This window comes from Bacillus sp. AFS002410 (genome assembly GCF_002556365.1).
Lineage (GTDB): Bacteria > Bacillota > Bacilli > Bacillales > Bacillaceae_G > Gottfriedia.
The window spans coordinates 64,845-89,342 of record NZ_NUEU01000023.1; the positions used below are offsets into that span (position 1 = coordinate 64,845).

Consider the following 24,498-nt stretch of genomic DNA (forward strand, 5'->3'; position numbering starts at 1 on the left):
TTGGATCTCTCGAGGCTAACACATTAGATTATTCTAATGTGTTTTCATCTTTTTATGGTAAAAGATAAAGTTTTAAAAAGATAATAAATCTTCAGTGCATATTGCTAGATTTCCTAGATGAAATAGATTATAATAAAAAATTGTATGAAATGAACTAATAATAGGTTTAACTTTTTATACTTACGAATAAACTATGAATATGTGCTTCCTAGTTTATTGAAGGATGGAAATAAAACTACATAAATCGATACATGTTTTGAAGGAATTACAAAAGACGTGTAGAAATTAATCATAAGCGATAAATAAATGGGTTAAAGAAAACCAGAACTAGCAGTTGGATGCGATGCTTATGAACTACTGTAAAACTTCTTTTTTCAGAATAATTATTAATTCATATTTGTCTTAAAAAAGCTTTTAAAAATTAAGTGGAAAATATGGAAATATTTTTGTCGAATCATGAAGGAATACAGTGAGTTTTATCGAATAAAATAGTATATGGAGCTGTCAGTATGGGAAACAGAATTCCCGATGAGCTTGTCGAACAAGTTCGTCAGTCAGTTGACATAGTTGATGTAGTGAGTGAATATGTTCCTCTGAAAAAACAAGGAAGAAATTATTTTGGACTATGTCCATTTCATGGGGAAAGCACACCATCTTTTTCTGTGTCTCCTGAAAAACAAATTTTTCATTGTTTTGGATGCGGTGCTGGTGGTAATGCGATTTCTTTCATTATGCAGCTTGAAGGGCTAAATTTTCAAGAATCAGTCCATCAGCTTGCAAAGAAGACAAATGTCACGTTACCAACAGATACAATTGACACAGTAAAGAATCCGCAATCTACTGAGCTTGCCATTATGCTTGAAGCTCATGAGTTTGTCAAAAAGTACTATCATCATCTATTAGTTAACACAACAGAAGGTAAACAAGCGTTAGAATACTTAAATAACAGAGGAATTTCAAGAGAAGAAATAAAGCATTTCGAGCTTGGTGTTGCTTTAGATTCTTGGGATGCTGTTACGAAGGTATTAGAAAAACGTGGCTATTCAATGCCGATCATGGAAAAAGCTGGTCTAGTTGTTCGAAGTGAACGTGATGGTAATTACTATGATCGATTTCGAAATCGATTAATTTTTCCAATTCATAACCATCAAGGAAAAATTGTTGCATTCAGTGGAAGAATAATGGGTGAAGGGTCACCAAAATATTTAAATAGTCCTGAATCATCAATTTTCCATAAAGGAAAATTATTATATCAGTTTTACCAAGCAAAAAATGTCATGCGAAAGCAAAATCGGGCTATTTTAATGGAAGGTTTTGCAGATGTCATATCAGCCTTTAAGGCTGGCGTCCATGATGCCGTTGCAACAATGGGAACTTCATTAACAGAGGATCAAGCAAAAGTCTTGAAAACTTCTGTTGATCAAATTATCATTTGTTACGACTCAGATCAAGCTGGTATTAATGCGGCAGAGAAAGCAGCTAAAATTCTTCAGAAAGAAGGATTTACCATTAAAGTTGCTCAAATGCCAGACGGCTTAGATCCTGACGAATACATTAGACAATTTGGTCCAGAAAAATTTAATACCTCTATTATTGAAGCTAGTGTATCATTAATGAGTTTTAAAATGCAATATCATCGAAAAGGAAAAAATCTTTTAGATGAAACTGTTAAATTTCAGTATTTAAAAGAAATGCTACAAGAAATTGCTAAACTAAGTCAACTGATCGAACAGGATTATTACTTAAATCAACTCTCAAAAGAGTTTTCTATTTCGATTGAAGTACTTAAGAAGGAATTTGGACAATATAGTAATCAGGCAAATCGTATATCTAATGTAACAGAAGTAAAAACTGATATCAAACGCGATATTACTTCTAAGACACTTCTTCCTGCACATGTAAGAGCTGAACAATTACTTTTGGCCCATATGCTTAATAGTAGCGAAGTGACAGAAAAAGTAAGATCACAATATCAGGGTCTATTCTACAATAATGATTATTCCGAGATTATAATCCATCTTTATGCTTATTATGAAGAGGGCAATGAGTCTAATATTAGTAAATTTATGAATTACCTTCCTTCAAAAGGGTTACTTGAAGTAGTTTCAAAAATTGTCAATTTACAGATAGCACCTGAACTAACAGAGCGAGAGTTAAAGGATTATTTAGATGCATTAAACAACTATGATAAACAACAACGTATACGTGAAAAAGAAATGGATCTTAAAAAAGCTGAACGTGAAGGAGATTTTGTAAAAGCTGCAACGATTCTCCAACAGATTACTCAGCTAAGATCTAGTATGAAATATGTTAAATGATTCGCGAACTTTTCGAAGGAGGGGAACAGATGGCTGATAAATCGGCTCGTTCTAAAGATACGGAAACAGAAGTAACACTTGATCAAGTAAAAGCATTATTAATTGAAAATGGTAAAAAACGTGGTGTAATTACATATGAAGAGATTGCAGACCGCTTAAATGGTTTTGAAATTGATTCAGATCAATTGGAAGAATTTTATGAGCAATTAGGTGAACAAGGCATTGATATTGTTGGTGATGCTGATGATGAGCCTAGAGGGACTCAATTAGAGAAGGAAGAAGAATTTGACTTAAATGATTTAAGTGTTCCTCCTGGTGTTAAAATTAATGACCCTGTACGTATGTACTTAAAAGAAATTGGTCGAGTTGATTTACTTTCTGGACAAGATGAAATCAACTTAGCGAAGCGAATTGAAGAAGGCGATGAAGAAGCTAAGCGTCGTCTTGCAGAAGCTAACTTACGTTTAGTAGTAAGTATTGCAAAACGTTATGTTGGTCGTGGTATGCTTTTCTTAGACCTTATTCAAGAAGGAAATATGGGTTTAATTAAAGCCGTAGAGAAGTTCGATTACCGTAAAGGTTATAAATTTAGTACATATGCAACTTGGTGGATTCGTCAAGCAATTACTCGTGCTATTGCTGACCAAGCGAGAACAATTCGTATTCCAGTTCATATGGTGGAAACAATCAACAAATTAATTCGTGTTCAACGTCAATTACTTCAAGATTTAGGTCGTGAACCATCTCCTGAAGAGATTGGTGAAGAAATGGATTTACCACCAGAAAAGGTACGAGAAATCCTTAAAATTGCTCAGGAACCAGTTTCATTAGAAACTCCAATTGGTGAAGAAGATGATTCACATTTAGGAGATTTCATTGAAGATTCTGAAGCTACTTCTCCAGCTGAACACGCAGCTTATGAAATGCTAAAAGAGCAATTAGAAGATGTTCTTGATACACTTACAGATCGTGAAGAAAATGTTTTACGATTACGATTTGGTTTAGATGATGGACGTACTCGTACTTTAGAAGAAGTTGGTAAAGTATTTGGTGTAACACGTGAGCGTATCCGTCAAATTGAGGCTAAGGCTCTACGTAAATTACGTCATCCAAGCCGCAGTAAACGTCTAAAAGATTTCTTAGAATAGGAAGTTTAAAAAGTTTATCCTTAGTTGGGTAAACTTTTTTTTTGCTAAAAAATTTTATGAAAACGTTTTAAATAGTTAATATGTCATATAAAATATATTTGTCAAAATATATCGAATGTCGGTACTAAAATTTTACATGTAGTGCTATGCTACATTCGGAGTATGAAATTCATCCCAAATCTAAAAATATCATTAACTTTTAATAAAATTATTCAGAAGTTAAAACAAAGGATATTTTAAGCAAAAATGGATATCATAAATCTAGTAGTAATTCCACCATTTAATACTTTTAGAAAGCTATTTACTTTATTTTACAGAATTGTCTTTAAATTTGCAAACACTCATTTACCCTACTTTTTTAAATATTATTATCTTTAGTTCAATACTCCTAATGAACTGAAAAGTAGTATGGAGACAAATTACCTATATCGCTTTTGCAATTATTTTCTTACTCTTCATAACAGAATGGATTGGAAATTTTACCAATTTTTTTCAAATATGATTTGGAGCAAATTAAAAGTTAAATGGATGACTTTGCATTTAAATGGTTTCTTAAAAAAACTTACTTATTTAGTTAAAACAAAGGATTGCTTATTTTTATTTAGAAATTGGAATTATGCTATATCCAATGTAATCCTTTACAGTAGGAAGGTTTATATATTTATGAAATCGTTTAACAATTTTTAAATTTATCCAACTTAATACTTTTTTTATTGTTTTTAATCGTATACAATAATAATGTTATAGTCATTAATTTTATTTTTTAAGGGGTTACATAAGGGGGATCATAATGAAACGAAATCCATTAATTCCTTTTGCTCTTATTGCAGCACTAGGAATCGCAGTCATGCTAATTATTTCATTAAAAGGGGCAAAACAGGCTGATGAAATTGCTAACGGTGATAAAAAGCCAGCTGCAACAGCAACTACTAAGCCAGATGAAATATATGCTCAAACATGTGTTAGCTGTCATGGTGATCAATTACAAGGGGTAGTAGGACCAAACATATCTAAAGTAGGTTCTAGATACACAGAAGATCAAATCAAAGACATTCTTAAAAACGGTAAAGAAGGCGGAATGCCAGCTGGATTACTACAAGGTGCACAATTGGATGCTGTTGCAAAATGGTTATCTGAGAAAAAATAATCAAGTTTTAAAAATGACCTCTTCATATGAAGGGGTCATTTTGGTTTATACGCAATTTTAGTGTAAAATAATATTGATGAAAATAAAATGAAATGGTGATTTTGTTATGAATGAAGTAAATTTATCAAAGCGTTTAAAAAGAGTATATGATTACATACCAGAAGGGACAAAATTAGCTGATATTGGGTCAGATCATGCTTATTTACCTTGTTATGCAGTTTTAAATAAAAGATGTACATCGGCAATTGTTGGAGAAATAACTGAAGGTCCATATAATTCAGCTCGATCTACGATCCGTCAAAGTGGGCTAGAAGGCGTTGTAGAAGCAAGAATGGGTGATGGACTTGAGGTTCTAGTTCCAAACGAGGTAGATGTCATTACGATTGCTGGGATGGGTGGCTCTTTAATCTCAAGCATTCTTGAGAATGGAAAAGAAAAACTTGAAGGTGTTGAAACTTTAGTATTACAACCAAATATAGGTGCACATCAAATCAGGACTTGGCTTGAGAAAGAAGGATATTCCCTTGTAGATGAAGATATATTAGAAGAGGATGGTAAAATCTATGAAATTCTAATAGCTTCTAAGTCGAATCAAAATAGTGCATATAGTGAAAAGAAGGAAATGGAACTATTTATTGGTCCTTATTTACTTAAAAACAAGAATGATGCCTTTCAGAAAAGATGGGAGCATGAAAAGAAAAATTTTGAGAGAATTTTATCTCAATTAGATTCAGCGAAGCAAACAGAGGAATCAGTTCAGAAAATGAAAGAAATTGAACAGAAACTAGAGTGGATAAAAGAGGTGCTTTCATGAAATCGATAAATGGTTTTCAGCTTGTGCAGCAGTTTGAGGAACTATTCCCTAAACACTTAGCTGAAGAAGGGGATCCAAACGGCCTTCAAATAGGTACTTTATCAAAACCGGTGACAAAGGCTTTAGTTGCATTAGATGTCACAAAAGAGGTTGTTGAAGAAGCTATTTCAATCGGAGCGAATTTAATTATTGCACATCATCCAATCATTTATCGACCTTTAAAGAAGATTGAAACTGACAGTGAACCTGGTAAAATTGTAGAGCTTTGCATTAAAAATGATATTGCTGTTTTTGCTGCACATACAAATGTTGATATTGCAGAAATCGGTGTAAGTGATTTTTTAGCAGAAGCTTTACAATTAGAAAATACGAAAGTTCTCGCTCCTACATATGTAGAGAAGTTAATTAAATTAGTAGTATTTGTACCAAAAACGCATGCTGAAAAAGTTTTAAAAGCTTTATGTGATGCTGGGGCAGGTCATATAGGCAATTATAGTCATTGTAGCTTTAGTTCAAATGGCAAAGGTACATTTATGCCATTAGAAGGGACAACACCATATATCGGTCAACGTGGACAATTAGAAGAGGTAGAGGAAGTAAAGCTTGAAACAATTGTTCCAGAACTAAAATTAAAGCATGTTCTTAAAGCGATGCAAAAATCTCATCCATACGAAGAAGTAGCCTATGATACATTTACATTAGAAAATGAAGGGAAAACTTTCGGTATTGGAAGAATCGGAAGTCTTAATGAAGAACTTTCATTAGAAGAATTTGCGAAATATGTGAAAGAAAAATTAGACCTACAAGGTGTAAGAGTAGTAGGGGCTTTAGGAGATAAAGTTAGAAAAGTTGCCATTGTTGGTGGAGACGGAAATAAATTTGCCTATCATGCAAAAAGAAATGGTGCGGATGTGTATTTGAGTGGGGACATTTATTATCATGTCGCACAAGATTGGAAAATGCTAAATTTAAATATTGTTGATGCAGGACATAATATTGAAAAAGTAATGAAGTCAGGTGTAAAGCGTCTTTTAGATGCTAAACTTAAAGAAAAAAATATGACTTGTGAAATTATTGCATCTACAATTCACACTGATCCGTTTACATTTATCTAAAAATCAAAAATAAGGACTTCCGGATTTAATTTCCGAAAGTCCTTTTCTTTAGTCTTTTATTCTAACTTTAGGAAGAATTTTACCTAATTCAACCGATGATTTTGTATCCCAAGTGCTTTCATCGTTCGGATCATACTTTTCTAAAAATGCAACCACTTCACGAGTAATAGGAGTTGGTGTAGACGCTCCAGATGTAACAGCAACAGTCTCGACTCCCTCTAACCATTTTAACTGAAGTTCGGTAATATCTGAAATACGAAATGCCTTTGTTCCGGCAATTTCATGCGAAACTTGTGCCAGTCTATTTGAGTTATTGCTCATTGGGTCACCGACAACAATTGTTAAATCTGCTTGACCTGCTTGATCAGCAATTGCTTCTTGACGTACTTGAGTTGCCATACAAATTTCTTTGTGAACATGTGCAGTAGGATACTTTTTAATTGCGTATTGAATTAAATCAACTACATCCCATTGACTCATAGTCGTTTGATTCGTAATAATAATTTTTTCAGTCGGAATTTCTAACGCATCAATATCAGTTTTATTTTGAATCAAATGAACGATTGTCGGTGCGATTCCAACTGCGCCTTCTGGCTCTGGATGCCCTTTTTTCCCGATATAAATAAAGTGATAGCCTTCAGACATTTTTTCTTTAATTAAATCATGAGTTTTCGTTACATCTGGACATGTCGCATCAATTGTCGTTAGTCCTTTTTTAATTGCTCTAGATTTTACCTCAGGAGAAACTCCATGTGCAGTGAAAATGACAGTTCCTTTGTCAATTTTATCTAGAATATCTAATCTGCTTGGACCATCTAAAGTGATAATACCTTCTTCTTCAAATGCATCTGTAACATGTTTATTATGAACAATCATACCAAGGATATATATCGGTCTTGGTAGTGATGGATCTTTTGCTGCATTTCTAGCAATTACCATTGCATCTACAACTCCGTAGCAATAGCCTCGTGGGGTAACTTTTAAAACTTTCATGGAGTAGCCCCTCCTTTATAATATTGTTATCATTTTTTATTATAAAGGAGGGAGATGGTAGTATACAAAGAAAAAGAAAATTTACATAAACAATTTTGGTTTTGGATTTATATTTGAAACTTTTTCTTCTTGGATAGGATTTATTTCTAATTCGGATTCACTTGGAACTTTCTTTCTTTTTTTTGTTCTTGGTTTAGACTCATCAATAGGGACTAAATCAACTGCTTCATTAGAATCCTTCTTTTTCTCTTTTTTTGGATCGATTAGTTCATCCGTATTGACTGCTTTAAAAATTTTATAAATTGAAGGGAAGTTTTTTAATGCAGGAACGTATTGTTGAATCATTGGTGTGACCTGCTGTGCAGCTTGAACAGCTCTTTGCATACCACCTATAACCCCAGTGATAGAAGTATCGCCACCCATGATCCTTGAGAAGAATCCTGGACTTCCGTCATCTTCTTTTTCAGGGGGCTGCCCTGTCATTGGATATGGTTTTTGTGCACTTTGTTGTTGATAATTACTACCATTGTGAGCTTGCATTACTGGTTGATTCTGAAATGGTACTGATTGTAATATTTTATTTTGCATTAAATATTGTTGATGCGCGTTTAACTGAGGTTGATGAGTGTTTAACTGTGGTTGATATGCTATTGGTTGCTGGTAATGTCCTTGTTGCCCCGCAATTTGATGTGTTGGTTGGTAAAAGTGTTGTGGATATGGTTGCTGCGGTGCTTGAGGATATGGAATTCTTTGATCAAAATTTGGTCTAGGTCCGTATGGATTTTGCATATTTTGATAAGGCTGTTGATAACCATTAAAATAATTTGGACCGTTCATTGGAAAAGGTTGTTTGTCTTTTTTCTTAAACTTATCAAGTATACCCAACCTAATACCTCCTTTCAAAATGCTCTTTATTACTTAGGCTATGCAATTACTTTGAAAAGGTTAGTATAGGACAGTCTAAAAATTAAAATCCTAATCATTAGAAAGAAAAATAAGTATTAGCTTTTATTAGTACCTCTATTGTATAATAGATATTTGTAGCCAATTTGTATGAGGAAATAAACTCCTCTATTACATAGAAAGTTTAAATTAAGAAGGTGAGTTATATGGCAATTTCATTTAAAGATTATCAATTAAAACCATTTATTTTGGAAGCGATAGAGAAGAAACACTTTACAGAACCAACAGAAATTCAACAAAAGATTATACCTCAAGTAAAAACTGGACGTAGTGTGATAGGTCAATCGCAAACAGGGTCAGGAAAGACTCATGCATACCTTGTACCGACAATTAATACATTAGATCCATCTGTCGATCAAGTGCAATTAGTAATAACTGCTCCAACACGTGAATTAGCAACTCAAATTTATAACGATGTTCAAGCGATTATTGAATGCTGTCCTGAGGATCAACAATTAACTGCTAAAAACTTCGTTGGTGGTACCGACTACAAACGTACTGTTGAAAAACTAAAAAAACAGCCGCATATTGTTATCGGTACAACAGGTCGTATTAAAGACTTAGTAAATGATAATGTTTTATTAGTTCATACTACGAAATATTTAGTAGTAGATGAAGCTGATTTAATGTTAGATATGGGATTCATCCATGATGTGGACCAAGTTGCATCAAAAATGCCAAAGAAATTACAAATGCTTGTTTTTTCTGCGACAATTCCTGAAAAACTTAAACCATTCTTGAAAAAGTACATGGAAAATCCTGAACATATTCATATTAATCCAAAACAACTTTCTGCTCAGAAAATTGAACATATCATTGTTCCAAGTCGTCATAAAGATAAAGTTAAAATGGCAAAGGATATTTTATTAAGTTTTCAGCCTTATTTAGCAATTATCTTTACGAATACAAAGAAAAAAGCAGAAGAAGTTGCGACTCAATTATCATCATATGGCTTAAAAGTTGGTCAAATTCATGGAGATTTAAGTCCTCGTGAACGTAAAAAAATGATGAAACAAATCCAAGACTTAGAGTTCCAGTATATTGTTGCTACTGATTTAGCATCACGAGGAATTGATATTGAGGGTGTAAGTCATGTCATTAATATCGAATTACCTGCAGATTTAGACTTTTATGTTCACCGTGTAGGTCGTACAGGTCGTGCACACTTTGATGGAACTGCCATTACAATTTATGATCAAGAAGATGACCAAGCGTTAGACAAGCTTCAAGAACGCGGTATTACTTTTGAGCATCGCGAACTTAAAAAAGGTGAGTGGGTTGATTTAGGTCCACGCGCTAAACGTAAGCTTCGTAAAAGAACTGATCGCAATTTAGATGCTGTTGCAAATAAAACAATTAAAAAGCCTTCGAAAGTAAAACCGGGCTACAAGCGTAAACTGAACGACCAAAGAGAATCTTTTAAAAATAGATTAAAGCGAAAAAGTGAAAGATAATTTATAAAGCAAAAGGGGGCTGTCCAAAAAGTCGGGGTAACTGACAAACGGGTGGCCCTTTATTTTAATTGAGTTTTAAAGTAGAAGGGATACTACGGGTGTTTTTTTATAGAGCACTTACCTTTTCAGAGTATATCCATTTAACCATGTTCTATTTTCATGTTAAAATGATAAGTATGATTAATTAAGCTAGGAGTTGATGTTATGTTACGAATTGGATCTCATGTTTCTATGAGCGGGAAAAAGATGTTTTTAGCCGCTAGTGAAGAAGCAGCAAGTTATGGTGCAAATACATTTATGGTATACACAGGTGCACCTCAAAATACACGTCGTAAAGCAATTGAAGATTTAAATATTGAAGCAGGTTTAAAACATATGGCTGAAAATGGAATTGCTGATATTATTGTCCATGCACCATATATTATTAATATTGGTAATACAACAAATCCGGCAACTTACGAGCTTGGGGTTGAATTCTTACAAAAAGAAATAAACCGTACAGCAGCATTAGGGGCAAAACAAATTGTATTGCATCCAGGTGCTCATGTTGGCGCAGGTGAAGATGCTGGTATTGATCGAATTATTCAAGGTTTAAACGAAGTATTAACAACGGATACTCCAGTACAAATCGCGCTTGAAACAATGGCAGGAAAAGGCTCAGAATGTGGTAAATCATTCGAGGAGATAGCGAGAATTATGGAAGGGGTTCATTACAGCGATAAACTATCAGTTTGTTTTGACACATGCCATATAAATGACGCTGGATACGATATCGTGAATGATTTTGATGGTGTCTTGCAACAATTCGATCACTTGATTGGTATTGATAAAATAAAAGTACTACATATTAATGACAGTAAGAACCCAATGGGTAGTCATAAAGACCGACACGAAAACATTGGCTTTGGAACGATTGGATTTAAAGCATTAAACTATATCGTTCATCATCCACAATTAATGGAAGTTCCTAAAATATTAGAAACACCATATGTTGGTGAAGATAAAAATAGTAAAGTTGCACCTTATAAATTAGAAATTGAAATGTTACGCAATCAGGAATTCAATGAAAATTTAGTTCAGGAATTAATGAAAGCTTAACTAAAGGAAACCAGCTCAATTAAATTATTGGGCTGGTTTTTTGATTTATTCTACAGTTCTAACGTCATCTTCACTCACTTGTCTGAACTCTCCAGATTCAAATTGGAAATATTCAACTTCTGGATTTGATCTTTTTGAGGAGAAATACTCAAGTTTAATCAAAGGATGAATCGCTTGATCGGAATATCCTGAAGCATACTGGTTTTGTGGAGAGCTAGTACCAAGATCATAAAAGTATTTTTGTTGTTTTAATATAGTACGACTAAAGGCTTTTATGTAAGATGCTTTAACATATTCGCCTTTTTTTAAAGGTCTAGAAGATTTTTGGGAAGTAAATGTTTGTTTAGCACCAATCGAATAACCAAGTTCAGCACTTATTAAAGAGTTTGAAACATTTATTGATCCTGTTAAGTTATGACTAGAAGAAGTACTAAACGAGAAAGAATCGACTTCACCAGTTCCTTGGGCTGGATAGCCTTCGTAAATAAGTAACCAGTCACCTTTTGTAATATTGCCATTAGAAGTTTTGCTTATAATTTTCCAGTAATAATAAGTAGAAGTTGAAAAAGTATTTATTGAATAGGTTTTGTAGTTTGATGTAGACTCGGGAGTAATTGAATTTTCGCAGTTCTTTTCTGTAGAAGCACTAGAGAGATTAGGAGCTAAAGTACTTAAATAAGTTACTAAAAGTAAACCTTTTAAAACTTTTTTTGATTTTCTACTAAACATATAAATATTCCTTTCTAATTTTTTATGATTAACTTGTTCCATTTACATGTTAATCATATCGAAAAAAGAAGGATCTTTACGAAATGTATGTGAAGATTGAATGGCTAATTTGTGATAAAAATTTGAATTCATAAATCAAAAAAAGCCCCTAACAAAATCGTTAGGGACAATTTTTCTTACTTATAACTCTATTTCTACGACTTTCTTTAATTTGCTATCCAAATAGGAAGCAATTATTTTGCCATCTTTAATTCTTTTCACAGTTACAACATTACTAACAAGTTCGTGATCATGTTCGTCTAAATGTAATAATTTAATATAGACCACATGTGCTTTGTCACGTGTGATTAAACTACTAGCGATGTTAAGTGCTAAATCATGGCTTAAATCATCCATGTGAAACATGTGTTTGAATTTAACTTCATCATCCGTTTCTTTGTCTAAATAAATAATTTCATAATGTAGCTCATGCAAATCCATATTAATCCCTCTCATTTCGTTTTAGAATAAGTAGTGATTCATTGTATGAGCATTATATGATGTATGAAATGAGTAGAGTTATTAATTAAAGCTTTTTAATGAACATCTTAATCAAGCTTAAGTTAGCTTTTGAAAAATAGTTTCAATCTGTTGTGCTGTAGCTTTAGAGGTTACGTTTGCAATTTGGGTAAGGATTTGCTTTTTATGTTCAGCATCATAAATATTATAGTTTTTACCGTTTAAAATAACTGCCACTTTATTGGCTTGATCTGGGGTAATATAAACTTGATATTGCTGACTTAATTTTAAAAGATCCTTTGGGGTAATGTTATTAACCTTTTTATTTATGAGAGTTTGGATAATATTCATTCTGTGCCTCCTCTTAGATGAAATCTACATCAATAGATTTTATGAGGAACCCCGATAAATAATGAATGAGGGACAATGTTCTTAATTATTTTTTAGCGTAAGTAAATGAGATTAGGAAAGTTTACTTAACGTTAAAGACGAAAGAAAGTAGTATTTTTGTATAGAACAGAGGTTTAAATCTGTCTTTAAATAGTGAATTAGTCATTGGAAATGGAAAATAATTGATATAATAGTTTCCATTAGGATTAAAAAATTAAAATTTAATTAAAAATATAATTGACGGTGATAATCAATATCAATTACACTGAATATAATTGATTGAAATTGATAATCAATATCAATTAGAGTGATTAACTTTTAAGGAGAGATTTCAACTATGAAAAAGCGATTTTTCAGTTTTATGGCATTAGGATTAGTGCTAACATTAACAGCATGTAATAGTAATGAGGTATCTAAATCATCAGATAAACCAGCAAAACAATATGATTTAGCAAAGCGTTCATACGAATTCAAAGAGGCTCCAAACAACGTTGCGGTCTTAAGCTCAGGGGATTTAGATATTGTTAAATCATTGGGTGGCAAAATTGTAGGTAGACCAACATCAATCATGCCTACAACAGATCCAGAATTAAAAGACATTGTAGAAATAGGGAATATCCATCAACCAAAATTTGAAGAAATTGCTAGTGTTAAAGCTGACGTACTATTTGCAGGAAAGGCATTTGCGAATAACATAGATAAAGTGGAGTCACAAGGAACGAAGGTTGTTGTAACTTCTGGAAATTCAATTAATGAAATTAAGCAAAGTATTACATTGATTGGTAATGTATTAAATAAAGATAAAGAAGCAAGTGTCTTAACTAGTAAAATAGATAAGCAAATGAAAGAATATGGTTCAGACAAAAAAACAACAAAGTCATTAATCGTATATGGTGCAGGAACTGACTTTCTAATAGCGTTACCTACGTCTCTTTCAGGGGATGTATTAAATAAAGTTGGTGGTGAAAACATTGCTTCAGAATTTGCTGAAGATAAAACAATGCCAGGATATGCGCAAATTAGTGCAGAACGAATAATTGAAAAAAATCCAGATGTCATTTTTATGATCTCGCACGGTGATCCAGAGGCTACAAAAAAAGCATTTGAAAAGCAGATGTTACATAATAAAGCATGGAGTACACTAAACGCAGTTAAAAAGAATCAAATTATATTTTTACCACCAAACTTATTTGCAGTAAACCCTGGAACTGGAATAACTGAAGCACTGAAATTTATGAATGATGAGTTAGTTAAGGCTCAATAATTAAGTACAAGTAATCAATCAATCTATTAAACTAAAAAAGCTTGAATTCATGATAGAATTCAAGCTTTTGTTTTAATTTAATGAATGGCTTTCTTCTTAAACTTTCCACCTTTTACATCTGCTATATTGCCAATTGCAATAAAGGCATTTTCATCATAATCTTCAACAATTGATTTCAATTTCGCTTCTTCAAGTCGTGAGATAACTGTAAAGATAATTTTTTTATCTTCACCCATAAAGCCGCCTTCACCATGAAAATACGTAACACCTCGACCTAAACGGGCATTTAGTGCATCGCCGATTTCTTTATCATAATCACTTATAATCCATACAGATTTAGTATCTTGGAATCCTTCAATTGTTAGATCAATCGTTTTAAATGCTACATAATAGGCAATTAATGAGTACATAGCATTATCCCATCCAAATACAAAGCCTGCGCTTCCGAGAATAAATACATTAAATGCCATAACTACTTCACCAATTGAAAAAGGTGATGATTTTGTTAATAATATTCCTATAATTTCAGTTCCATCAAGTGAACCTCCATTACGAATAACTAAACCTACTCCAATTCCTAATCCTAGTCCACCAAATAATGCAGCTAATAATGGGTCATTTGTTAAATGAGGAATGTCCTTAAAAAGTGAGGTAAATACTGAGAGTACAGTTATACCAAATAACGTTGAAATTGCGAATGTTTTACCAATTTGCTTATAACCTACTAATACAAAAGGTAAATTTAATATGAATAGAAAAATACCGAGATTAATCGAAGTAATATGGGAGAGGATCAAAGAGATACCTACGATTCCACCATCAATGATATCAGTTGGAATAAAGAAAGCTTTTAAGCAAACTGCCATGAGTGCAGCTCCTAAAGTAATAAAAAACCCCCGTTTAATAATCTTAAAATTTGAAAGCTTACGATGTGTAATTGCGTTCAAAAAACCACCTCTTTATCTATATTTATAGGTTAATTGTAACATATTGTATATTTCGTCACAAAGTGAAAAGGTTTGAATTATTAAAAAAACGTTAAAAAACAACCAAGAAAATTAAGGGTTTTAAACAATAGAAAAAGACGAATTTAATCGAAAGTTTATCTGTCAATTCCCGAGCTTTCTTTGTTTACAAATAGGAAGTATTCTCTTATACTAAGAACTTGAGATAAAACGTAATTATTCCTAAATAGATGAAGGTGTTAAAATAAATGAGTCAAGATATTATAAAAATTGAAGATTTGTCTTACAGTTATGAACGCCAAAAGGTATTAAAAGACATAAATCTTCTTGTGAAAAAAGGGGACTTTTTAGGATTAGTTGGTCCGAACGGCAGCGGTAAATCAACTCTACTAAAATGTATATTAGGTATTCAACAACCGGATGAAGGAAAAATTGAATTATTCGGCACAGATATTCGAAAGATGAAAAATTGGGATAAGATTGGATATGTTTCGCAAAAAGCAAACAGTTTTAATTCAGGCTTTCCAGCTTCAGTTTTTGAGGTAGTATCTCTAGGTCTTGTTTCAAAAATTGGATTATTTAATGGATTTAAAAAATCTGATAAGCAAAAAGTTGCCGAAGCATTAAAATCAGTTGGAATGTATGAGTTTGCGAACCGTAATATTGGTGAACTATCAGGTGGCCAGCAACAGCGTGTTTTTATAGCTCGAGCACTTGTTAGTGATCCGGAATTATTAATATTAGACGAACCAACAGTAGGTGTAGATGCTGAAAATGTAGAAAGCTTTTACCAATTACTAAGTGATTTAAATACGAAACTTGGTATTACGTTATTATTAGTTTCTCATGATATAGGCATTATTACTGATAAAGTATCACATGTTGCATGTTTAAATAAGAGACTTCATTTCCATGGTAGCCGAGAGAAATTTAAAGATGCCACAGAGAATGATTTATCACTTTTATACGGTCACTCTGTACATGTATTGTCTCATAATCATGAAGATGGGGGTGATCAAGCATGATGGATTTTTTTCATTATGATTTTTTAAGAAATACGCTAATCACAGGTATGATTATTGGCGTAATGGCCCCATTATTAGGTGTATTCGTTGTCTTTAGAAGATTATCATTAATTTCTGATGCTTTAAGTCACGTCACATTATCAGGCGTTGCAGCAAGCCTATTACTTGAAAAGTATTTCTTTACTTCAGGTTTTATTAGTCCTTTATTTATGGGGATGACATTTTCAGTTGCAGGAGCATTTTTAATCGAAAAACTAAGAAGTGTATATAAACATTATCAAGAGTTAGCAATTCCAATTATTCTTTCAGGTGGAATGGGATTAGGCGTTATTTTAATTTCATTAGCAAATGGATTTAATACGGATCTTTTTAGTTATTTATTTGGAAGTGTCAGTGCTGTTTCTGGTCAAGATTTAATAACTGTCATAATTATTGCTGTATTTGTAGTAATATCTATCATAGTACTTTACAAAGAATTATTCCTTTTATCATTCGATGAGGAATATGCAGTTGCTTCTGGTATAAATGCAAAGTGGATCCATTATTTATTTATCTTATTAGTCGCTTTAGTAGTATCCATTTCAATGAGGGTTGTAGGAGTACTATTAGTCTCTTCTCTAATGACGTTACCGGTAGCATCAAGCATTCGAATTTCAAAAGGATTTAAACAAACTATTTTCTTTTCAATTATGTTCGGAGAGTTTTCAGTTGTTGCAGGTATTTTACTTTCTTATAATTTAAACCTAGCGCCTGGTGGTACGATTGTAATCCTGCAAATCCTTATTCTTATTTTAACTTTAGGCTGGAAGAAATTAAGAACAAGTCAAAGGTAGTGATTAAATGAAATTAGCAGATGCATCAAAGCTATTAAAAGAAAGAGGATTTAAAAACACGCCTAAACGATATGATATGCTTGAATATATTTTTAGGCAAAATAAATATGTAACTGCAAGAGATATTCAACAAGCACTTAAAGATAAATACAAAGGGCTTAGCTTCGATACAATTTATCGTAATTTATCCACATTTATCGAAGTGGATGTAGTTGAAGTGACAGAACTAGATGGAGAAAAACGATTTCGTTCAAAATGTTCTTCATCAGAACATCACCATCATTTTATTTGTTTAGATTGTGGAAATACAAAAAGTATATATAGATGCCCTATGGACAATTTATCTGTTGATTTACCTGGCTATACAGTACAAAGCCATAAATTTGAAATTTACGGTCTTTGTCCAGATTGTAGTTAAAGTTAATAGGTCTGAAAATAAGAGCATAGTGTGCACATTGAAGAGAGTACGAAGGTACTCTCTTTTTATTTTTAATGAACGAGAAACTAAAGTATTTGTTTTTAAAAGATTACATAAATTCCCAATTTGCTTTATACTTTAATGAGAAGTGGTATTTATTTTGATTCTTATGAAAAGTAGAGGAGAGAAAATATGCCTATTGGAGATCTAATATATCAGTTGATTGTCATTTTAATACCGATTGCTATTATTATTTTTTGTGTATTTATTTTTCGATTTATTAGGAATCATAAGCTACAAATGAAAAGACTTGAGGCAAAAATTGATAAAATAAACGAAAACTATAAAAATCTAAAGTAGACAATAAACATTATTGTCTTTTTTTCGTTTATAAGGTATAGTAAGGTTCATCATATATGTTTAAATGTTTAAACGTATAATCATATAAAAAATTAATAGTTTTAAATAGGAGAAAATGATGAAATCAAATGAGACAGTTTTAATTACAGGTGCATCTGGAGGCATTGGAAAAGAACTAGCTTTTCTATTTGCAAAAGATGGATTTAATTTAGTTTTAGTAGCGAGATCGTATGAAAATTTACTGAAGGTAAAAAGTGAAATTGAATCTTATTCGAATAGTAAGATTCATCTATTTTCAAAAGATTTATCAAAAGAAAATGAGATTACCTCACTACAGAAAGAATTAATTGAAGAAAAAATTCAAATCGATTATTTAGTGAATAATGCGGGGTTCGGATTGTTTGGAGAGTTCGTAAATACAAGTTTAGATGAAGAATTAAATATGATTGATTTAAATATACGTACAGTAACACATCTTACAAAATTATTTTTAAAAGGCATGGTTGAGCGAAATAAAGGTGGAGTGATGAATATAGCATCTACAGCCGCATTTCAACCTGGACCATTAATGGCAGTTTATTATGCAACAAAGTCTTATGTGCTTTCTTTTTCCGAAGCACTTTCGAATGAATTAAAAGGAACAAATGTAAAGATAACAGCTGTTTGCCCAGGAGCAACTGAAACAAATTTTGGAGATCGTGCTAACATGCATGAATCAAAATTATTCCAAAGTGGAGTAGGGAATGTAAAAGATGTTGCAAGAGTAGCATATAAGGGATTTAATGATGAAAAGACAATTGTAATTCCAGGAGTAACTAATAAAATACTTGCGACATCTGTTCGTTTCATGCCAAGAAAATTAGTCACGAACGTCGTAAGGTCGATTCAAAGAAGAATATAATAGTTTAAAAACGACTCTGTCATATTTGATCGAGTCGTTTTTTTTCAATTAATCCTGTATGAATCTCAATTAAGAAATTAGGAAACAAGTCCTATGTTAAATTAATCTAGTCAAATTATTCTTGAATAGTTTAGTAATCAAGAAATTCAATTATTACTCCCCAGCAGGGTGGGTAAATACTTGGAATAATACACCAAATTTGTCTACAACTTTACCGTAGCACGGGCTAAAACCTGTATCTTGTAGAGGTAACTCTACTTGACCGCCAACTGAAAGGCCTTCAAAAAATCGTTTTGAAATTTCAATATCATTTGTAGATATACAAATAGTAACTTGATTCCCGCTTTGGAATGGATAACCAGGATATGTATCTGAAAGCATTAATACTGATTTGCCAATTTGGATTGTTGCATGCATGATTAATTCTTTAGCATCTGCTGGAATTTTTCCGTCTGTGTCTCCTGGAACATCTCCGTAAGTTTGACTAAAAAGTACCTTTGCATCAAGAGCTTTTTCATAAAAATTAATTGCTTCACTAGCGTTTCCGTCCATGATTAAATAAGGGATTAATTCTAATGACATGTCCACTTCACTCCTATAATCTATTTGAGATATTTAAATGAAAGAATAACATAATTTTCTTAACCTATTATATTAATCTATCCATGAATAAATTATAAAATAAAGAACGTATGTTTGCAATAGAGATTTATTTTAATTTTTTCGACATAAAAAGAGAACTTTTGTTCTTTTTTGCGATTTTAATTTAACTATTAATTAAAGGGAAAATTCCTCAACTGTTGAATAGTATGCATTAGGGCAAGATGTTTTATTAAACTTATAGCCTAGGAGGCTGGATAGTTTGCAGGAGCTCAAAATATATAGAAGAAATGCCTTCCTATTATTATGTGTGATTTTATTATCGTATATGGGCCACTTAGCTAAGCCATTGCCAATCTTAAGTAGAAGAATACTAGAAGGCATTTGTTGGCTTTCTCTAATTAGTTGTTTTGGAGTCATTACAAGCGGAGTAATAAAGTTTAGTCAAAAGATTGGGAAATTGGCATATTTTTTTGTATTAGGTAGTTTAATTAGTTCAATTTTTGCTTTTAAGATCGAAACAATTAATTCAATAAATGTTATCTCATTTTATATCTATTATATTTGTCTTTTTGCAAGCTTAATTACTGGTGTAATAGCCATTGTTAAAGAAGAAAAAGGGCTAGCAAAATTATCTGGTTTTATTTTGATGCTCATATTTGGCTTAATCTTTATGTGCACATTTATTGTATGGAATATGAGCGGAACGCGATTTTAAATAGTTCAGATAGGAGAGTTAAGTATTCTATCTAATAATTGATGGTTCAGATTGTTGACAAGTATTTGCATCAGTCTGGACCATCAGTTTTTTTACACTCTGACTATCTAAATATAGTTGGTCCATAAAGGGTTCATGAGTTAAAGAGAGGAAATATGAAGTTTATTAACACATACCAGGTTCATGAGTAAGTAAATATAAAAACAGCCTATTTTAACAGGCTATAGTGGAAAGTCACTACACCAAACTTTACTTAACCTAGGTAATGTTGGACACTAATTGACAAACTAATTTTTAACACTCTGAACCATCTAATTATAGATGGTTTTTTATTTTTAAGCAGATCAGTTCATTTAAAAAAGGTATTAAGTGACTTTTCTAGAATTGGTGAGATATTACTAGAATTATGAAAAAAGGAGCATAACTACACATTTGTTTATGGGGGATATTATGGATAAAATGCGATGGAATACACCTGAAAGCTTAAAATCATTATTATCAGAGTTAGTTAGTTGGAAAAGTATTAGTCTAACAGAGGGAGAACGTCAATTTCCGATTAACTTATATAAAAAGTTAAGTGACTTACAATATTTCAAAGATTCATCAGATCAATTGAAGTTACATAATTCAAATAAAGGTCGGAAATTTTTAACGGCATTATATAAACATCCAGAAGTAAAAGATACAATTTGTCTTATAAGTCATTTTGATACGGTAAACACAGAAGAGTATGGGGAGTTAGAAACTTTATCTACTAAAACTGAGGAGTTAACAAGAGCTTTCTATGAACGTCTTAGCGAGTTATCTATAGAAGTTCAGAATGATTTAAAATCCGGTGAGTATTTATTTGGTCGAGGCACAATGGATATGAAAATGGGACTTGCGATGCATATGAGTATTATTGAGAAGGCAAGTATTGAGAAATGGCCGATCAATCTTCTGTTATTAACGGTTCCTGATGAAGAGGTTAATTCGGATGGCATGCGTGATGCGGTTTCAACACTTGTAAATCTTAAAGAGGAATATGATTTAAATTACAAATTGTTCTTGAACGGGGAGCCAGTGTTTACACAGGAGCCAGGCGATCCAAAGTATTACACATACTCTGGTACAATCGGTAAAATCATGCCAGCAGCACTATTTTATGGAAAAGAAACCCATGCGGGAGAACCGTTAAGTGGTATAACATCTCCATATATCTCTTCATTTTTAACAAGAAAAATGGAGTGGAATGACGAATTTCAAGAGACTGATTTTGATGAAACTACGCCTTTACCAGTTACGTTACAACAAAAGGACTTGAGGTTAGAGTATTCCACTCAAACACCGTTTCGCTCAAACGCGTTGTATAATGTATTTTTAATGAAAAGAAATGCTTCTGAAGTTTTTAATCTATTCGAAAAAATAGCACAGCAAGCTGCTGATGAATGTAATCTTGAATATGAAAATATGTGTAATAAACATCATGTGAATCCAATTGGAAAAGTAAAGGTTCTGCAGTATAGGGAGTTGCATAACTATGCTTCTGAGAAACTAGGACAGAACTATATTATGGAACTTAAAAAGGAAATTAATGCTCATAATGAGTGGGATGATCGTGAAAAATCTTTTAGAATTGCTGATCATTTAATGATTGAATGTCAGGAGCTTGCACCTGCGATTATCATTTTGTTTGCACCACCATATTATCCAGCTATTAATTCCACTGGAAATGAATTAGTCGAACAATGTATTAAGTATTCTTCTGAACTTGCTATTAATCAGTTTAATTTGCCAGTAAAAAGAATTCACTATTTTAATGGAATTTGTGATTTAAGTTATGTTAATTACAGTGACTCATCTAACGGATGGACAGCATTTGAACAAAACACACCAGTATGGGGGGATTGCTATACATTACCATTTGATTTAATGGGAAAATTAAATGCCCCTGTATTAAATATTGGGCCATTCGGAAAGGATGCCCATAAGCTAACTGAGCGACTGCATATGAGAAATGCATTTGAAGAAGTACCTTTTATAGTAGAAGAAGTAATCCGTATGGTAAGTAAAATGTAGGGAGAGCAATGGATGTGACATTACCACCGATACGAACATAGTGTGAACAATATTGATAAAGTTGTGAACTTCGTTGATAAAACACTGAACTTCGTTGATAAATCACAGAACCTCGTTGATAAAACACTGAATCTCGGCGATATATGGTAAAAACCCGTTGATTTAGTGTCAAAAATGTAATCATCCCAGTTTATATTTTGAACAAAATTTTACATGTTAGCAAAAAATCCACAAGATTGAACTGCACCCCAATTGTTAGACATAACTAACAATTGGAGGTGTAGTTTTTTATATTTAAGCGATTAGTATTCTATTTCTTCAATATCCTTTGCTTGAGGAAGTGGCTGATTATTTTTTTGACTCTCATTAACATTATTTACTTCATCTTCACGTCTTTCTCTTATTATGCTATTTTGTTTTTCGCTGTTTTTCAAATGATCGATCCCCTTTACTTTGTTTACAATTAATTTGTTCCATTATTGTTTCGTTTATTAGTATTTTACGAAGAAGAGGGGCCAAAAAGGATTTTTGTGACTTTGTCCAATCTCTTAGCCCTTTATTTCAGCTTTTGGATTAAATAGTTGGTTAAAAATTGATTGCCATTCATCCTCATTTTTTATTTCTGTTATAAAGATTCTGCGATTTTTAGTTACCTTTAGCTGATGATCCGATAACGAGATTCTTCCTTCTTTTGTTAGTAAATTGACAATTTTATATTGGGTAAAGATTGTTTCGTTACTAGTTTGGAAGTAGTTAAATTGTTTTTCAAATTGATATAGCTGTTTCGGTATGATTGAAATGAATAATAAATCCTTCCAAGATTCATTGGATTTTTGAAGGATGAAGCCGGAATTGTCTTGTTCTTTTATACGATAGGATCCATTTGAATCAGAGTATGCGTATTGATCCTGTAGAAGGAGGGGTTCTAAAAAACCGCCACCAATTCCTACGTCGGCAAGATAATTTTGTCCATTAATTTTAACTAATATAGATAAATGGGAGAACTCTGGATTCCATTGATGTTTTTCTTGGTTCCAAAATTGAGTAGAAATAAAAGAGACATTAAAACCTAGTTCTTGTAGGACAGAAAATAATAATGAATTTGTTTCAAAACAAATTCCACCACGCTTACCTGATGAAATCTTTTTCATTACAAGAGTTGGGTTCATGGATAGTGGTATTTGAGAAATAATATCGATATTTTCAAAAGGTATGGAAAGTAAGTGATGACGATGAATTTCTTTTAAAGAGGAATATGAAATTGTATCTGGTTGCCTTAACCCGATGTGTTTAAAATATGTTTCTAACAGCATGAGATCCTCCATATAAAATGTAATTTCAATAGTAAATATAATGAGTATACAATGAGGCTTGTATAAATAGTAAATATAATGAAAAATAATTATAAATTTTCTAAATTCATAGTTGACACATAGGAATAGTGTGTTTATTATTAAGCTTATATAAAAAATCAAATTGGCTGATTGGAAGACCAAAGGCCCTTAACTAGTTTCTTTAGTTAAGGGTCTTTTTGCATTTGTGCCTTAAAGGGGAGATTTTAATGTGTTGAATGATCGAGATGGGTACAAATAAAATCGGAGAATTGATATTTGAGGGGGCGGAATATAGTGGGGGCAAAAACTTGGATTATTGGCTCGGTTGTTACAGTTTTGGCTGTTTCTGGAATCTTATATTCGACTTTAAAAGACGATAGCAGTGAGGTAACGAATGGAAATGCGACAAATAAAAAAGTAGAATTACTAAATGTTTCATATGATCCGACCCGTGAATTATATGAAAACTATAATAAAGCGTTTAGTAAATATTGGGAAAAAGAGCATCATCAAACAGTGACAATTAAACAGTCTCATGGAGGTTCGGGAAAGCAAGCTAGGGCAGTAATTGATGGTTTAGATGCTGATGTTGTTACACTTGCTCTAGGTTATGATGTTGATTCAATCAACGAAAAGGCACAACTATTATCACCTAATTGGCAAAAAGAATTTGATTATAATTCAACACCATATACTTCAACTATTGTTTTCTTAGTAAGGAAAGGCAATCCAAAAAATATTAAGGATTGGGATGATCTAACTAAGAAAGGGGTTCAAGTAATTACGCCAAACCCTAAAACTTCTGGTGGTGCAAGATGGAATTACCTAGCTGCTTGGGGTTATGCAGATAAAAAATATAATGGTGATGAGAAAGAAATAAAAGCATTTATGAAAAAATTATATAAGAATGTACCTGTTTTAGATACTGGCGCGCGTGGCTCAACAACTACATTTGTTGAAAAAGGGATTGGGGACGTACTAATTGCATGGGAAAATGAAGCTCTTCTATCTGTTAAGGAATTAGGCGAAGGGAAATATAAAATTGTTTATCCATCTATTAGTATCCTTGCTGAGCCACCTGTTGCAGTCGTAGATAAAAATGTAAAGGCAAAGAAAACTGAAATAGTAGCGAAAGCCTATCTATCTTATCTATATAGTAAAGAAGGTCAAAAAATCATTGCAGAAAATTACTATCGTCCTAGAGATCAAGAAATACTTGCTAAATATAGTAAACAATATCCTAGTTTACCAATGTTGACAATCGATAAAGATTTTGGAGGCTGGAGTAAGGCGCAAGCGAAGCATTTTAATGATGGTGGAATATTTGACCAAATTTATCAATAAACGATTAATTG

General features: G+C 32.4%; 25 protein-coding genes. 16 read left to right on the forward strand and 9 right to left on the reverse strand.

Annotation, left to right across the window (positions count from 1 at the left end):
* The first annotated feature begins 509 nt into the window (after positions 1 to 509).
* From dnaG to CN692_RS15095, 5 genes are all read left to right on the forward strand, one after another.
* Positions 510 to 2,318, forward strand: coding sequence for a DNA primase (gene dnaG, locus CN692_RS15075; protein WP_098119990.1), 1,809 nt, complete (start codon positions 510 to 512; stop codon positions 2,316 to 2,318).
* Positions 2,319 to 2,347: 29 nt separating this feature from the next.
* A complete protein-coding gene (gene rpoD, locus CN692_RS15080) occupies positions 2,348 to 3,466 on the forward strand; it encodes an RNA polymerase sigma factor RpoD (protein WP_069034168.1) in 1,119 nt (372 codons plus the stop codon).
* 790 nt (positions 3,467 to 4,256) lie between these two features.
* Positions 4,257 to 4,613 (forward strand): cytochrome c550, encoded by a 357-nt coding sequence (gene cccA, locus CN692_RS15085; protein ID WP_098119991.1) that lies wholly within the window; start codon positions 4,257 to 4,259, stop codon positions 4,611 to 4,613.
* 106 nt (positions 4,614 to 4,719) lie between these two features.
* Positions 4,720 to 5,427, forward strand: coding sequence for a tRNA (adenine(22)-N(1))-methyltransferase (locus CN692_RS15090; protein WP_098119992.1), 708 nt, complete (start codon positions 4,720 to 4,722; stop codon positions 5,425 to 5,427).
* Positions 5,424 to 6,542, forward strand: a complete 1,119-nt coding sequence (locus CN692_RS15095) for a Nif3-like dinuclear metal center hexameric protein (RefSeq protein ID WP_098119993.1) — start codon at positions 5,424 to 5,426, stop codon at positions 6,540 to 6,542. Before CN692_RS15090 ends, CN692_RS15095 begins: the two co-directional genes overlap by 4 nt.
* 48 nt (positions 6,543 to 6,590) lie before the next feature.
* Here the strand turns inward: CN692_RS15095 and CN692_RS15100 are convergent, their stop codons facing one another.
* Positions 6,591 to 7,535: a 4-hydroxy-3-methylbut-2-enyl diphosphate reductase gene (locus CN692_RS15100; protein ID WP_098119994.1), complete on the reverse strand. Its 945-nt coding sequence runs from the start codon at positions 7,533 to 7,535 to the stop codon at positions 6,591 to 6,593.
* Between the two features lie 81 nt (positions 7,536 to 7,616).
* The gene (vrrA, locus tag CN692_RS15105) at positions 7,617 to 8,420 is read right to left on the reverse strand and encodes a VrrA/YqfQ family protein (protein WP_098119995.1); all 804 of its coding nucleotides are present in this window, start codon (positions 8,418 to 8,420) and stop codon (positions 7,617 to 7,619) included.
* 224 nt (positions 8,421 to 8,644) lie between these two features.
* Here vrrA and CN692_RS15110 point away from each other — a divergent pair, with 224 nt between their 5' ends.
* Together CN692_RS15110 and CN692_RS15115 are read left to right on the forward strand one after the other, a co-directional pair.
* Positions 8,645 to 9,952 carry a DEAD/DEAH box helicase gene (locus CN692_RS15110; RefSeq protein ID WP_098119996.1) on the forward strand — a complete coding sequence of 436 codons (1,308 nt, stop codon included), beginning with the start codon at positions 8,645 to 8,647 and terminating at the stop codon, positions 9,950 to 9,952.
* A gap of 204 nt (positions 9,953 to 10,156) precedes the next feature.
* Entirely contained in the window at positions 10,157 to 11,050 is an 894-nt protein-coding gene (locus CN692_RS15115; RefSeq protein ID WP_098119997.1) for a deoxyribonuclease IV, read from the forward strand.
* 45 nt (positions 11,051 to 11,095) lie between these two features.
* Here CN692_RS15115 and CN692_RS15120 read toward each other — a convergent pair whose 3' ends face one another.
* The 3 genes from CN692_RS15120 to CN692_RS15130 form a co-directional block, all read right to left on the reverse strand.
* A complete protein-coding gene (locus CN692_RS15120) occupies positions 11,096 to 11,779 on the reverse strand; it encodes a hypothetical protein (protein WP_098119998.1) in 684 nt (227 codons plus the stop codon).
* A 180-nt stretch (positions 11,780 to 11,959) separates the two neighbouring features.
* Complete coding sequence (locus CN692_RS15125; protein WP_098119999.1) at positions 11,960 to 12,259, reverse strand: hypothetical protein; 300 nt, start codon at positions 12,257 to 12,259, stop codon at positions 11,960 to 11,962.
* A 117-nt stretch (positions 12,260 to 12,376) separates the two neighbouring features.
* Positions 12,377 to 12,628, reverse strand: a complete 252-nt coding sequence (locus CN692_RS15130; protein ID WP_098120000.1) for a DUF2624 family protein — start codon at positions 12,626 to 12,628, stop codon at positions 12,377 to 12,379.
* Between the two features lie 376 nt (positions 12,629 to 13,004).
* Here CN692_RS15130 and CN692_RS15135 point away from each other — a divergent pair, with 376 nt between their 5' ends.
* Positions 13,005 to 13,931 carry an ABC transporter substrate-binding protein gene (locus tag CN692_RS15135; RefSeq protein WP_098120001.1) on the forward strand — a complete coding sequence of 309 codons (927 nt, stop codon included), beginning with the start codon at positions 13,005 to 13,007 and terminating at the stop codon, positions 13,929 to 13,931.
* 77 nt (positions 13,932 to 14,008) lie between these two features.
* Here CN692_RS15135 and CN692_RS15140 read toward each other — a convergent pair whose 3' ends face one another.
* On the reverse strand, positions 14,009 to 14,878 hold the full coding sequence (locus CN692_RS15140; protein ID WP_098120002.1) for a YitT family protein: 870 nt from the start codon (positions 14,876 to 14,878) through the stop codon (positions 14,009 to 14,011).
* Between the two features lie 266 nt (positions 14,879 to 15,144).
* Here CN692_RS15140 and CN692_RS15145 point away from each other — a divergent pair, with 266 nt between their 5' ends.
* From CN692_RS15145 to CN692_RS15160, 5 genes are all read left to right on the forward strand, one after another.
* The gene (locus tag CN692_RS15145) at positions 15,145 to 15,921 is read left to right on the forward strand and encodes a metal ABC transporter ATP-binding protein (RefSeq protein ID WP_098120003.1); all 777 of its coding nucleotides are present in this window, start codon (positions 15,145 to 15,147) and stop codon (positions 15,919 to 15,921) included.
* A complete protein-coding gene (locus CN692_RS15150; protein ID WP_098120004.1) occupies positions 15,918 to 16,754 on the forward strand; it encodes a metal ABC transporter permease in 837 nt (278 codons plus the stop codon). The genes CN692_RS15145 and CN692_RS15150 overlap by 4 nt, the downstream gene beginning before the upstream one ends.
* A 7-nt stretch (positions 16,755 to 16,761) precedes the next feature.
* On the forward strand, positions 16,762 to 17,172 hold the full coding sequence (locus CN692_RS15155; RefSeq protein WP_098120005.1) for a Fur family transcriptional regulator: 411 nt from the start codon (positions 16,762 to 16,764) through the stop codon (positions 17,170 to 17,172).
* A gap of 192 nt (positions 17,173 to 17,364) precedes the next feature.
* Positions 17,365 to 17,532 carry a DUF4083 family protein gene (locus CN692_RS25860; RefSeq protein WP_142317334.1) on the forward strand — a complete coding sequence of 56 codons (168 nt, stop codon included), beginning with the start codon at positions 17,365 to 17,367 and terminating at the stop codon, positions 17,530 to 17,532.
* Positions 17,533 to 17,650: 118 nt separating this feature from the next.
* On the forward strand, positions 17,651 to 18,433 hold the full coding sequence (locus CN692_RS15160) for an SDR family NAD(P)-dependent oxidoreductase (RefSeq protein WP_179874457.1): 783 nt from the start codon (positions 17,651 to 17,653) through the stop codon (positions 18,431 to 18,433).
* Between the two features lie 153 nt (positions 18,434 to 18,586).
* Here CN692_RS15160 and CN692_RS15165 read toward each other — a convergent pair whose 3' ends face one another.
* Positions 18,587 to 19,015, reverse strand: coding sequence for a VOC family protein (locus CN692_RS15165; RefSeq protein WP_098120007.1), 429 nt, complete (start codon positions 19,013 to 19,015; stop codon positions 18,587 to 18,589).
* Between the two features lie 280 nt (positions 19,016 to 19,295).
* On the opposite strand from CN692_RS15165, the gene CN692_RS15170 reads away from it, so the two are divergent.
* Both CN692_RS15170 and CN692_RS15175 read left to right on the forward strand, forming a co-directional pair.
* A complete protein-coding gene (locus CN692_RS15170; RefSeq protein WP_098120008.1) occupies positions 19,296 to 19,751 on the forward strand; it encodes a hypothetical protein in 456 nt (151 codons plus the stop codon).
* Positions 19,752 to 20,201: 450 nt separating this feature from the next.
* Positions 20,202 to 21,809, forward strand: a complete 1,608-nt coding sequence (locus CN692_RS15175) for a M20/M25/M40 family metallo-hydrolase (RefSeq protein ID WP_098120009.1) — start codon at positions 20,202 to 20,204, stop codon at positions 21,807 to 21,809.
* Between the two features lie 302 nt (positions 21,810 to 22,111).
* Here CN692_RS15175 and CN692_RS26775 read toward each other — a convergent pair whose 3' ends face one another.
* Both CN692_RS26775 and CN692_RS15180 read right to left on the reverse strand, forming a co-directional pair.
* Complete coding sequence (locus CN692_RS26775) at positions 22,112 to 22,243, reverse strand: hypothetical protein (RefSeq protein ID WP_257144038.1); 132 nt, start codon at positions 22,241 to 22,243, stop codon at positions 22,112 to 22,114.
* A gap of 114 nt (positions 22,244 to 22,357) precedes the next feature.
* Positions 22,358 to 23,122: an arylamine N-acetyltransferase family protein gene (locus CN692_RS15180; protein WP_179874458.1), complete on the reverse strand. Its 765-nt coding sequence runs from the start codon at positions 23,120 to 23,122 to the stop codon at positions 22,358 to 22,360.
* A gap of 312 nt (positions 23,123 to 23,434) precedes the next feature.
* On the opposite strand from CN692_RS15180, the gene CN692_RS15185 reads away from it, so the two are divergent.
* Positions 23,435 to 24,487: a sulfate ABC transporter substrate-binding protein gene (locus CN692_RS15185; protein ID WP_098120097.1), complete on the forward strand. Its 1,053-nt coding sequence runs from the start codon at positions 23,435 to 23,437 to the stop codon at positions 24,485 to 24,487.
* The last annotated feature ends 11 nt before the right edge of the window (positions 24,488 to 24,498 follow it).